This is a genomic window from Rhodococcus ruitaii (genome assembly GCF_055230935.1).
Map to the genome: position 1 here is coordinate 162,983 of NZ_JBUYWC010000015.1, position 11,790 is coordinate 174,772.

General features: G+C 65.6%; 13 protein-coding genes and 1 pseudogene. 6 read left to right on the forward strand and 8 right to left on the reverse strand.

The window, feature by feature from the left end:
• Complete coding sequence (locus ACZI8W_RS19875) at positions 1-930, forward strand: CopD family protein (RefSeq protein ID WP_463370220.1); 930 nt, start codon at positions 1-3, stop codon at positions 928-930.
• A gap of 191 nt (positions 931-1,121) precedes the next feature.
• Here ACZI8W_RS19875 and ACZI8W_RS19880 read toward each other — a convergent pair whose 3' ends face one another.
• The gene (locus ACZI8W_RS19880; RefSeq protein ID WP_463370221.1) at positions 1,122-1,769 is read right to left on the reverse strand and encodes a UdgX family uracil-DNA binding protein; all 648 of its coding nucleotides are present in this window, start codon (positions 1,767-1,769) and stop codon (positions 1,122-1,124) included.
• Positions 1,766-1,924: pseudogene (locus ACZI8W_RS19885) on the reverse strand (ABC transporter permease); the annotation flags it as partial. The gene ACZI8W_RS19880 and the pseudogene ACZI8W_RS19885, both read right to left, overlap by 4 nt.
• 169 nt (positions 1,925-2,093) lie before the next feature.
• On the opposite strand from ACZI8W_RS19885, the gene ACZI8W_RS19890 reads away from it, so the two are divergent.
• Positions 2,094-2,888, forward strand: a complete 795-nt coding sequence (locus ACZI8W_RS19890) for a DUF427 domain-containing protein (protein WP_463370222.1) — start codon at positions 2,094-2,096, stop codon at positions 2,886-2,888.
• Positions 2,889-2,946: 58 nt separating this feature from the next.
• Here ACZI8W_RS19890 and ACZI8W_RS19895 read toward each other — a convergent pair whose 3' ends face one another.
• The gene (locus tag ACZI8W_RS19895; protein WP_463370223.1) at positions 2,947-3,621 is read right to left on the reverse strand and encodes a winged helix-turn-helix transcriptional regulator; all 675 of its coding nucleotides are present in this window, start codon (positions 3,619-3,621) and stop codon (positions 2,947-2,949) included.
• A gap of 157 nt (positions 3,622-3,778) precedes the next feature.
• On the opposite strand from ACZI8W_RS19895, the gene ACZI8W_RS19900 reads away from it, so the two are divergent.
• Genes ACZI8W_RS19900 through ACZI8W_RS19910 form a run of 3 tightly spaced genes read left to right on the forward strand, consistent with a single transcriptional unit; the run spans position 3,779 to position 6,605 of the window.
• Complete coding sequence (locus tag ACZI8W_RS19900) at positions 3,779-4,366, forward strand: universal stress protein (RefSeq protein WP_463370224.1); 588 nt, start codon at positions 3,779-3,781, stop codon at positions 4,364-4,366.
• Between the two features lie 59 nt (positions 4,367-4,425).
• Entirely contained in the window at positions 4,426-5,064 is a 639-nt protein-coding gene (locus tag ACZI8W_RS19905) for a TetR/AcrR family transcriptional regulator (protein WP_463370225.1), read from the forward strand.
• Complete coding sequence (locus ACZI8W_RS19910) at positions 5,061-6,605, forward strand: MDR family MFS transporter (RefSeq protein WP_463370226.1); 1,545 nt, start codon at positions 5,061-5,063, stop codon at positions 6,603-6,605. The genes ACZI8W_RS19905 and ACZI8W_RS19910 overlap by 4 nt, the downstream gene beginning before the upstream one ends.
• A 4-nt stretch (positions 6,606-6,609) precedes the next feature.
• On the opposite strand, the gene ACZI8W_RS19915 is transcribed toward ACZI8W_RS19910, so the two are convergent.
• Positions 6,610-8,163 carry a succinic semialdehyde dehydrogenase gene (locus tag ACZI8W_RS19915; RefSeq protein WP_463370227.1) on the reverse strand — a complete coding sequence of 518 codons (1,554 nt, stop codon included), beginning with the start codon at positions 8,161-8,163 and terminating at the stop codon, positions 6,610-6,612.
• 65 nt (positions 8,164-8,228) lie between these two features.
• Positions 8,229-9,554 carry an MFS transporter gene (locus ACZI8W_RS19920; protein ID WP_463370228.1) on the reverse strand — a complete coding sequence of 442 codons (1,326 nt, stop codon included), beginning with the start codon at positions 9,552-9,554 and terminating at the stop codon, positions 8,229-8,231.
• 73 nt (positions 9,555-9,627) lie between these two features.
• Here ACZI8W_RS19920 and ACZI8W_RS19925 point away from each other — a divergent pair, with 73 nt between their 5' ends.
• Complete coding sequence (locus ACZI8W_RS19925) at positions 9,628-10,146, forward strand: winged helix-turn-helix transcriptional regulator (RefSeq protein ID WP_463370229.1); 519 nt, start codon at positions 9,628-9,630, stop codon at positions 10,144-10,146.
• Here ACZI8W_RS19925 and ACZI8W_RS19930 read toward each other — a convergent pair.
• The 3 genes from ACZI8W_RS19930 to ACZI8W_RS19940 all read right to left on the reverse strand — a co-directional run bounded on the left by ACZI8W_RS19930 (position 10,133) and on the right by ACZI8W_RS19940 (position 11,677).
• Positions 10,133-10,381, reverse strand: coding sequence for an Imm51 family immunity protein (locus tag ACZI8W_RS19930; protein ID WP_463370230.1), 249 nt, complete (start codon positions 10,379-10,381; stop codon positions 10,133-10,135). The genes ACZI8W_RS19925 and ACZI8W_RS19930 overlap by 14 nt on opposite strands.
• 424 nt (positions 10,382-10,805) lie before the next feature.
• On the reverse strand, positions 10,806-11,231 hold the full coding sequence (locus ACZI8W_RS19935) for an SRPBCC family protein (RefSeq protein WP_463370231.1): 426 nt from the start codon (positions 11,229-11,231) through the stop codon (positions 10,806-10,808).
• Between the two features lie 17 nt (positions 11,232-11,248).
• Positions 11,249-11,677 carry an MFS transporter gene (locus ACZI8W_RS19940; RefSeq protein WP_463370232.1) on the reverse strand — a complete coding sequence of 143 codons (429 nt, stop codon included), beginning with the start codon at positions 11,675-11,677 and terminating at the stop codon, positions 11,249-11,251.
• Between the last annotated feature and the right edge of the window lie 113 nt (positions 11,678-11,790).

Genomic DNA, 11,790 nt, shown 5'->3' on the forward strand with positions numbered 1-11,790 from the left:
GTGCAGATCGGGCGCCGGCGGTGGCTCCTCGGAGCCGCCGCCGGCGCCGTCGCGGGTGTCGGGGTGGGCATGCTGCTGGCCACGCCGGAGTTGTCGGCATGGGTACGCGCGCTGTCGCTGGGGGTGGGGTCGACGGTGCTCGGCCTCGCTGTGCTCGCCGCGATGACGCACGATCAGCGACGCCCCGATGTGTCCGCCGATGACGTATGGCGCGCGATCACCGTCCTCGGCGCGGCGTGGCTGCTGCTCGAAACCGTTCAACTGGTGCTCGAAGCCGCCGCGACCGTCGACGTGCCCGTGGCCCAGCTCGGCTCCGGGCACTTCGCCGAGTATCTGAGTACCGCCGGGGCGGGCCGGGTCGCGGGAGCCGCATGGGTCTGTGTCGCCGCACTCACCGCCGTGGCAGCGTTTGCCTCCCGCCGCGGGGCGCCGGTGCCGACGGCTCCGGTGCTCGTTGCGGCGGCCCTCGCCCTCGTCGCACGACCCGTCACCGGGCACATGTCGCAACAGCCGTTCGGGTCGTTGCTGGACGCCGCGCACGTCCTCGCGGCCGCAGTCTGGCTGGGGGTGCTCACCGCGCTCGCTCTGCTGGCCCGTGGACGTGGGGCCTGGGCCCGCCTGCTTCCACGGTATTCGTCGCTCGCGACGAAGTGCGTCGTGGTTCTCGGGGTGACCGGTGTGATCGACGCGGCTGTGCGACTCGGCTCTGTAGCGGCCTTCGTCGACACCGGCTACGGACGCCTCGTGCTCGCGAAGTCGCTGGTACTCGTGGTGTTGCTTGCGCTCGCGTGGCTGTGGCGGCGGATCTGGGTGCCCGCCGCGGCGGCACACCGGGCCCCCGCCGATGTCTCGCTGCGCAATGCTGTGATCGAGGTCGCGGTGATGTCGGTGGCGTTCGGGTTGGCAGCGGCGCTCGCCACGACCGCGTAGGAAACACTCAGTGCAGCAACGCGCAGATCTGAATCCGTGATATTCGACGGGCAACGCCGAGCGTGGAATGCGGGTGGTGTGTGAGCTTCCGGCGATCGTTCCAGCTTCCCGCGGCCGCAATTGCGGGGGCGGGAAGCAAGGATGATCGCGGGAACACTCAGCTGGGCTCCACGGCGAACCACGGATGTGGGTCAGAGCAACCCGGCGGCACGCTGCAGATCACGCACGAGTGATGCGAACGCATCACCCCGGTTCACGTGAGCGCGCAGCGCCGCCGACGGATGGATCGTGGCGACCACTCTCGGATCGAGGGTGCCCCGCACTTCGTCGTCGAGCCGCGACACCGCACCGCGATGCTCGGTGAGCTTGAAATGTCTCCCGATCAGCGCGTGGGCTGCTGTCGCGCCGAGGCACACCACAACGTCGGGCCGCACCACATCGAGTTCTGCGACCAGCCACGGCCGGCACGCCGTGATCTGCCCCCCTGACGGTTTCTTGTGGATACGCCGCTTCCCGCCCGCGGCACGATCGAACCGGAAATGCTTGACGGCATTGGTGACGTACACGGTTTCGCGATCGATACCGGCGGCGTCGAGTGCCTTGTCCAGCAACCGGCCTGCGGGTCCGACGAACGGCTCCCCCTGCAGATCCTCTTCGTTGCCGGGTTGCTCGCCGACGAGCATCAGACGCGCGTCGATGGGTCCGGCTCCGAAAACCGTCCGCTCGGCAGCCTTGAACAGGTCGCACCCGCGGCACCTCCGGGCTGCTGTCTCGAGCGAGAGAATGTCGAGGGTGTCGGGAAGGTAGCCCTGAGCCCCGGGATACGTAACCAATGTCATGCCTGCGGCACTGGGCGCACCCGCAGGCGTCCGAGGCCGATCGCGAGAACCACCGCGGTGACCGCTCCCGCCGCCATGATCGCCGCGAGCACCACCACCTGGAACCGGCCCGCCTCGACGGGCGACAGGCCGCCGAAGATCGCGCCGACGAATGCCCACAGGAAGGCGGTGGCCACGGCGGCGAGCACGGTGACTCCCACCAGGGTCCGGACGAGTTCGAGCGGGTCGTCGATCATCGCCCCGCAGCGTATCCCGCTGATCACCTCTGCAACCCGGGTCGCAGGGTCTGTCCGGTTCGTGTTTCACGCGCGATACGGTCGGAGTATGTCAGCGCGCAAGGTCGCAGTGCCGCGGCCCACCCTCGAAACCGACGATTATCTGTACGAACCGTGCGAGCGCAGGATCCGGGGGATGTGGTTCGGGCGAACCGTCGTGGACAGCACGCGCGCCGTGCTGGTGTGGGCGCCGAAGAAGCCCGTGCCGTTCTATGCGTTCCCGCGCGACGACGTGCGCTTCGATCTGCTTTCCGCGTCGCTGTCGCCGAGCCGCAGCCGTCCGGATGTGTGGCAGTGGTACGACATCGTCGTCGACGATCGACGTGCGTATTCGCCGGTGTTCCAACTCGATGTCGACGGCCTCGACGACCACTTGGCGTTCGCGTGGTTCCGGCAGGGCGAGCCGGAACCGGGCGACACCGTCTACGTCGATGAGAACGAGCATTGGTACGAAGAGGAGGCCGAGGTGTTCAGCCACCCGCGCAACCCGTATCACCGCGTCGATGCGCTCCCCAGTTCACGCCACGTCCGGGTCACGGTGGGCGACGCGGTCGTCGCCGAGACCCGGACGCCGGTGCTGGTGTTCGAGACAGGCTTGCCGACGCGCTATTACATCCCCCCTGCCGATGTAGATTTCTCCCAGCTCGACGAATCGGTGCTGCGCACGGGATGTCCGTACAAGGGCACGGCCCGGTACTGGTCGTTCACCGGCGAGTCGTTCTCGGGGAAGCAGCCCGCCGAGAATGTGGCGTGGTCGTACGAAGAGCCGCTGGCGGGGATGGAGCTCATCGCCGGGCACGTGTGTTTCTACGCCGACGCGGTCGATCTGTCCGTGTCGGCGTGACTCCCCTTCCCCGTCTGGTCAGTTTGCCGTACATTCGCTCGCGCGGCGCCAGGGCACCTCACACTCTCCGGTCTCCCGATCGAGCCGGCAGCAACGCCCACAACTCGTGCACCGCTGCCACGTCACCGTCGGCCGCGACCGAACCGTTCCCGACGGCCTCGAGCACACCGATGTGTCCGCTCGCGATGTCGGCCATCGCCGAGGCGGCGGCAGTGACAACGACATCCGCCGGCTCGTCGCCCGGGCCGGGGTGCACCGCGATCGCCCCGTCACGGATGGACATCCGGGCGACGCTGTCGTCCAGGTGGAATTCGTATGTCGCCGTGGTCGCAGCCGAGCGCGATCTGTCGATCAGCAGGGTCAGCAGCAACACCATCCACTCCGCTTGGAAGGAATCCTCGGGCGCACGTCCCTCGCCGATGTAGTGCCGCATCCCCCACAGAGCAAGAGGTGCCATCGCTTCGCCCAGTTCTCCCCCGGCGGCGGTGAGTTGATACACCGTGGAGGCAGCCGGCGGCGGGAGTGTCCGGCGCAGGACGACCCCATCGGCTTCGAGTTGTTTGAGCCGGGTTGCCAGCAGACTCGTGCCGATACCGGTGAGCGCATCGGCAAGATCGGAGTAGCGCTTGGGCCCCGACAGGAGCTCTCGCACGATCAGCAGAGTCCACCGCTCACCCACGACATCGAGCGCGCGGGACAGCCCGCAGAATTGGTCATAGCTACGTCGTGCCACATGCCCAGGCTAGCGCGCCAGAAGTTACCGAAGAGCAGACTTCAATTTATTACTTCTACACTTCTAAAATTTATGTGACACTGGAATCGGGGACCACACCGCGGACAACGCCCGAGCCGACCGGACAGGTACGGCACATCGAAACGAGGCAACCGCCATGAACCACCATCACCACACGTTCTTCTCCAGCGTCACCTGGCGTCTGTTCGACCCCGGGACGGCCCTGCATTGTGGACCTGTCCTGGTCGGATGCAACGGGTCAGCGGCATCGCTGCGGGCCATCGCCGCGGCGTCCGAGTTCGCCGAGGTGCGCTCGGGCCTCGTCCTGGCCTGTGCATCACGAATACCTCCCCCGTCGCGGGCACCGCAGCGCGCATACGACGATCTCCACGAAGCCGCGTACCTCCTCGCCGACATCGACGCCGACGAAGTCCACGAGATCCTCGAATGCAGCCGGGATGCCGCGTCCGCAGCGGGAATGCCGGTGCGGGCCACGGTCGAATGCCACGGCGATCCGGTACATGTCTTGGCAGGTATCGCCGATCGCTACGACGCAGCGACCGTCGTCATCGGGATGCGCGGAAGCCGGCCGGGCAAGCTGGCCCGCCGGCTCGCGAGACGACTCCCCGATCACATCGACACGGTCGCGACCGACGGCCTCACCCACTTCGTGGCGGGGAACGGCGTGCGCAGCCACTCGTCGACCGCGGCGAACTTCCGAACTGCTGGCACCACAACCTCATGACTACCGAAATTCGAGAGTCCAGTTTGCATCCCCAAGTAATTGCCATAATGTAAATATTCATGACTGCAACCGACCAGGTATCGCATCGCGAGCGCAAGCGCGCCCGCACGTGGACGGCGATCCACCTCGCTGCCGCACACGCGGCAGCCCAGCACGAGCACCTGTCGGACATCACCATCGAAACGATCGCCGACGCCGCCTACGTCTCGCCACGCACCTTCTTCAACTACTTCAAATCGAAAGAAGATGCCGTTCTCGGACTGCGGGGCGCCTTCATCCACGACACGGTCGCCGACGACTTCGTGATCGAACCCGGCGACGACCTCATCGAGAAAGTCGCATTTCTGTTGCTCACCGTTTTCCGCACGACCAACCACAAACAGATCAGTCAGACCGAATATGCGGATCTGATGGAGCGCCATCCCGAACTCTCCCGCCGGCGCTTCCGCTACATCGACGATGTGCAGGCACTGGTCGCCGAGTTCGTCACCGAACGACTCGTCGCGTCGGAGGAATGGAGCACGGCCCACCCCGACGAATCCGCCGAAGAGGCGGCACAGATGATCGTCACTGTCGCGGGAGCCGTGATGCGCGCGGCCATGCGCCCGATCCTCACGCGAGCAGACCTGCAGGAAAGCGACGCGGACGCGACACTGCATCGAAAGTGCTTGCAGTTCCGAAGCGTGACACGACCGTGACGACAGACACCGAGAAGTCCGAACCCGACTCGGCTGCACCCCAACTCCGCGTCGGGTTCATCTTCGCAGGTCTGCTGCTGGCGATGCTCTCGGCGTCGCTGAGCCAGACGGTCCTCAATCCCGCTCTTCCCACCATCGTGGGCGAACTCCACGGCGCCGACCTGATGCTGTGGGTGATCACCGCCTACATCCTCGCGTCGACGATCATGATGCCGATCTACGGCAAACTCGGCGACCTCCTCGGTCGCAAACCGATTCTGATGACCGCCATTTCGATCTTCATCGGCGGATCGGTGGTCAGCGCACTGGCCCCCGACATCACCTGGCTCATCAGCGGTCGCGCCATCCAGGGCATCGGCGGTGGCGGGTTGATGATCCTCTCGCAGGCAACCATCGCCGACGTCATCCCCGCCCGTGAACGCGGCAAGTACATGGGCATCATGAGCAGTGTCTTCGCGCTGTCGTCGGTCAGCGGTCCGCTACTGGGCGGGTTCTTCACCGAAGGTCCCGGTTGGCGATGGGTGTTCTGGCTCAACATCCCGATCGGCGTACTCGCGCTTCTGGCCGCAGCCTTCTTCCTGCGGCTACCCCAGCGACCGCGGCAGCGCCCCCGGATCGACGTCGCAGGCATGGCTGTGTTGTCCATTGCGACCACACTTCTCGTGCTCGTCGCAACCCTGGGTGGCGCGCAGTTCGCGTGGTCGTCACCGGCGATTCTCGCGATGATCGCGGGAACCGTCGTCGCTGCGGTGCTGTTCGTGTTCATCGAGACCCGATCCCCGGAACCGGTCATCCCCCTGCACCTGTTCCGCGATCGCAACTTCAATCTGTGCACTCTCGCAGCGCTCCTCATCAGCGTCTCGCTGTTCGGCGTGGCGGCTTACATGCCCACCTACCTGCAGATGGTCGCGGGCATGGGTGCGACCGCCGCAGGTCTGATGATGCTTCCGATGATGGGCACGCTGTTCGTCACGTCCACGCTCATCGGCCGCTACGTGACCCGTACCGGGCGCTACAAGAACTGGCCGATTCTCGGTGCGGTGCTCGTTGCGGTCGCAATGATCCTGCTGTCGCTGCTCACCGTCGACAGCCCGCTCTGGCTCCTCGGCTGCTTCCTCGCGGTCCTCGGCTTGGGGTTGGGTACCTCGATGCAGTTGCTCGTCCTCGTCGTGCAGAACTCCTTTCCCATCGAAGAGGTCGGGACCGCGACAGCGAGCAACAACTACTTCCGTCAGATCGGCGCGACACTCGGCGTCGGGGTCGTCGGCAGCGTGTTCACGACCCGGGTCGCCACCCTGATCACCGAACGAATCCCGGACGCAGCGGACGCCGGGATCCACGCGGAGTCGCTCACTCCCGGGATAGTGCACGCACTGCCTGACGCACTGCACCAGGCGGTGATCGAGTCCTACAACGAGGCACTCACACCGATCTATCTCGCGATCGCGCCCCTCGCGCTCGTCGCTGCGGTGTGCCTGTTCTTCGTCGTCGAAAAACCACTCGCGACCACCATCGAACGGAAGACAGTGGCGGAGCCCTGATGCCTCACCGACCCGGCAACCACTTCATCGCCGCCACGAACGGCGCCAGCACCTTCGCCCACACCTTCTTCGGCAACCCGCGGGGGCCGTCGAGGTTGAGAACCCGCGTGGTCGCGACGGTCTGCGACTCGGTGTACTTGAGCAGACCGTCGGGCCCGTGCCGTCGGCCGACACCGGAGATCCCCATGCCGCCCATCGGGGCGTCGGTGCTGCCCCACGCGGGCGCATACCCTTCGTCGACGTTGACTGTGCCGGCGTGGATTCGCGCGGCGATCGCCTCACCCTCGGCTTTGGTGCGCGCCCACACCGACGCATTGAGTCCGTACTCGGTGTCGTTCGCGCGACGAATCGCTTCGTCGACGTCGTCTACCGGATACACCGACACGACCGGCCCGAACGTCTCGTCGGCGTAGCACGCGGCGTCGTCGGGAACATCGGTCAGCACCGTCGGTTCGTAGAACAGCGGACCCAGATCGGGGCGCGGCTTACCTCCTGCGACGACGGTCGCACCTTTGGCGACGGCGTCGTTCACGTGCCCCGACACGGTCTCGACCTGGTCTTCGTTGATGAGCGATCCCATTTCGGTACCGAAGTCGTAGCTCGCTCCCAGCGCAACCTTGCGCACCCGATCACCGAACATTCGCAGGAACTCGGGCGCGATCGATTTCTCGACGTAGATCCGCTCGATGGAAATACACAGCTGGCCGGAGTTCGAGAAGCACGCGCGCATCGCGGCCTCGGTGACTTCACGCAGGTTCGCGCCCTCAGTCACGATCATGGGGTTCTTGCCGCCGAGCTCGGCGGAGAACCCGATGAGACGTCGCCCGGCCTGCTCGGCGAGGAGACGACCCGTCTGTGAGGATCCCGTGAACATCAGATAGTCGGAGTTCTCGACGAGCGCGGTGCCCACTACCGAACCGGGGCCGGGCACAACGGCCAACAGATCCCGCGACAATCCCGCCTCGTAGAGCAGATCGACGACTGCAAGCGCGCAATACGGGGTCTGGCTGTCGGGCTTGAGCACCACCGCGTTACCCGCAAGCAGCGCGGGTATCGCGTCGGAGATCGCGAGGGTCATCGGATAGTTCCACGGCGCGATCACACCGACGACGCCCTTGGGGTGGTGCCGCACCGTGGTCTTCGTCAAGACCGGAAGCATTCCCGTGGCGCTGCGTGGGCGCAGTAGTTTCGCGGCGGTACGCGCGTAGTAGCGCGCGGTCATCGCGATGTCGAGCACTTCTTCCTGCGCCGACGCCCTCGACTTGCCGGTCTCGGCCTGCGCCATGTCCATGAGCGACTCGCGCTTCGAGATCAGCAGGTCGCGATAGCGGTGGAAGATTTCGGCGCGCTCCTGGACCGGCGTCTGCGCCCACGCAACCTGAGCCGTGCGTGCGCGGTCGATCGCGGCTTTCGCGTCGTCGGCGGTGCCGACGGGCACGGTCGCGATCTCGCGGCCGGTGAAGGCCTCGACGACCGGTCGCGTGGGCCGCGAGGAGGCGTCGTCGATTGCGATGAGTCCTGCGAGCCTCGTGAAGGTCGCAGCGTTCGGAGCAGGCATATCGGACCCCTACTGGTGAGTAGTTCTCAGAGTCACATCAAACTACCGCGCCCGGACGTTCGCTGTCACAGTCGCTTCACCCGCTCGAAACCTCGAGGTCGGTCGGGTGGACCGTGCGAATCACGTGCTTTCGCCATGGTCGACAGTACGGCGGCGAGGGCACAGATCGCTGCTCCACCCCACCACGCGTAGGTGTAGGCGCCGAATACGTCGCGGACCACACCGGCACCGAATGCGGCAGCAGCTGCGCCGATCTGATGAGCGGCAAACACCCACCCGAACACGATCGTGCCGCGATCGCCGAAGATCTCCCTGCACAGCGTTGCCGTGGGCGGAACGGTAGCCACCCAGTCCAGTCCGTAGATGACCACGAACAAGACCATGCTCGGATGCACCTGATTCGACAGCAACCAGGGAAGCAACATCAGACTCACCCCGCGGAAGGTGTAATACGCTGCGAGCAGCTTGCGAGGATCGAATCTGTCGGTCAGCCAACCCGACGCGATCGTGCCCGCAATGTCGAAAACTCCCACGGCCGCCAGCAGACCGGCAGCGGTGGTGGCGGGCATACCGTGGTCGTGGGCCGAGGGGATGAAATGGATCCCGACGAGCCCGTTCGTCGTCGCTCCACAGATCGCGAACGCGATGGCCAGCGCCCAGAACGCTCGATGCCGGCTCGCATACGCGAGCCCTTCGAGGGCGCGCCGGACAGCACTTCCCACCGCGGCCGCCGGCGCCGCGTAGCTCGCCGGATCGGCGCCGTAGGGCAGGACGCCGCGATCGTCGGGATGGTCGCGGATGACCAGCCATACCAGCGGCACGACGACGAGCGCGGCCGCAGCGATGACCAGTGACGCCGGTCGCCACCCGATGTTCTCGGCCAGGGCAGCCACCGGAGGCAGGATCACCAGCTGACCGGTCGCGGACCCGGCCGTCAGCACACCCATGACAAGCCCGCGCCGGGTCACGAACCACCGGTCGGCGATTGTCGCGGCGAACACCAGCGCCATCGCGCCGGTGCCCGTGCCGATCAGCAGACCCCAGAAGACGAGCAACTGCCACGATGCGGTCATGAAGACGCTGCACCCGGCGCCGAGCGCGACGAGCGTCAGCGCGGTAGATACCACTTGCCGCATGCCGAAGCGGTCCATGAGCGCGGCGGCGAACGGCGCAACGAGCCCGAAAAGCACCAGGTTGATGCTCACGGCCAGTGACATCACGCTCATCGGCCACCCGAACTCGTCGTGGAGCGGCACCATCAATGCGCCGGGCGCCGCCCGGAAGCCTGCGGCGCCGAACAACGCCAGAAAGGCCACTGCGGCAACCCACCATGCCGGGTGGACGCGGAATCGCCGGGTCGGCGCGGTGTGCGTGGGAACACGTGATGACATCCGGTCTGACTTTCTTCAGAGAAGTTATATCCTGGAGGAACCCTAGCTCGAGACGTGAGGTGACCGGAAGTCCATGCCCCTGCGATCCGATTGGTCCGACGACTTGTGCCCCATCCGCCGTGCACTCGACGTGCTCGGCGACGGTTGGGTGCTGCTGATCATCCGCGACGTACTCCACGGCCGCGGCAGATTCGATGCGCTACGAGACAATCTCGGCATCTCGGAAGCCGTGCTCAGCCGGCGATTGCGCGCGATGGTCGACGCGGGGCTACTCGTTCGAGTCGACTACGACAGCGACGGACGCGTTCGGCAGGGATATGCGGCGACTGAGGCCGCCGCAGAATTGTTGCCGGTGCTGCAGCAACTCGCGCTGTGGGGCGAGAGGCACACGGCCATGCCCGCGGATGGCGGGCACATGGCCATGATCCATCGGACGTGCGGCAATGAGACCACGCAGGGCGAGGTGTGCAGCGCGTGCGGCGACGCGCTGGTTCCGGAGGACATGACATGGGTCAAGCCATGGAAGAACGCCCGCGACCCGCTAGTCGCCGCCGGCATTCTCGCCGGCGCCGAGAAACCTAGTCGGCTCTGAGTTCAGCAGCGCGAGTCAGGGCAGCATCGAGGGCGACGGCGTCGACGACGCTATCGTGCAGTGAGCGTGCTGCGACAAGCAGTGCGTCCAGGTCGTTGCCGTAAACGCTCACCATGCCCGCTTCCGAATCGAACCGAACCGCGTCGAGAACGTCGGGAGTCCGGTCGGTGAGCACTGCCCGGAGTGCACTGGCGAACTCGGCGGGATCGACCGCAGCGCCCGAATCGACGTGCAATCCGAGACCGAGAAGCGCGGGATCCGCTCCGGGTTGGTGCAGGCATCCCAGAGGTCGTCGGTGTCGGTGGGGTGCTCCGCGACACCGTCACGACGGCGGCATCCTGGCCGTCGACGACGCGATGGCCGACCCGTGCACCGCGGGGTCGTGTTCTGGGGTTCACGTCCGTCATGATGTTGCCTCGTCGGCCGCCCTCGAGCCCTCGAGAGCAAGCACACACTTGAATATGAGCGGAGTCGCCGAAACAAACCTTCCCCCACTTGCACGGGTTTCCGTTGCCTCACGACCTACGGGAACCCGTGCATGCGGAGGAACGTTGACGCCATCCATTGCCCGGCCGTTCATCGATCGCATCACCGCCGACCCGGGCGCAGAAGCCTGCCGCTACCCGACGGCAGGGACGGATGGACGAGCACTACCCGGATCAGACGGGAGGGGATGCCGCGCAGCAGACCTTCTCCAGGGCGGCGATCGATTCCTTGTACGTGGATTCGAGAAGGTCGTGCAATTCCGACTCATCCGCCTGTGCGGCCGACTCGAACTCTGCCGTCCAAGTCACAGTCGTCTCGTCGTCTCCGCTGTTGCACAGAGCGATGGTGGAGACGTATGTGTCGAGCGGAAGTGAACCGTCGACATACCGGTACGTGTACCACATCTCGTTATCGCAGATCTCGATGATTTCCTCGGTTGCGGATCCTCCGTCCTGGAAGGTCGCCACGCGGATAGACCCCGCGGAACGACAGGAAGACACCATAGGGATCCACCTATCAATCTCACCGACTTCTCGAACTATCTCCCACGCAGTCTTCGATGGGGTCGAAATCGTTTGGGTTACAGTGATAGTGCTCATGCTCCTGCTCCGTTGAACTAGTCGGTGGATCGAACAGATTCCTTACGGACACCGGCAGAAGACATGATGAACCTCGCCTCGTCTGCCGCTGAAACTCCTGCGAGCGTGCGCTCGATTTCTTCGAGGGAACGCCCTTTCGTCTCGGGAACGGTGGTGTACACGAAGATGAACCCCAAGGCGGATATCCCGGCGACGATCCAGAATGTCATCGCGTCCCCTACCGCCACGGTCAGCGGCAAGAACGCAAGCGATACGGTGAACCCGCCGGCCCAGGACATCATTGTCCCCACGCCTGTCCCGGAGGCCCGGGCAGCAAGCGGAAACACCTCGGGAGGTAGGACCCATGCCACAACGCCCAGGCTGACCGCGTAGAAGCAGACGAACAGCGCCATCAGGATCATGATGAACAGGGCCGGAGTTCCGGTGACATCAGTGTCAAGGGACATCAGGGCATCCCCGTAGGCGGACAGGTCGTGTCCCTGTGTGCGGACAGCTGATCTCCCTGTGGGCGGTCAGCTGATCTCCCGCACCGGGTCAGGCCAACGGCATCACCCCGCGT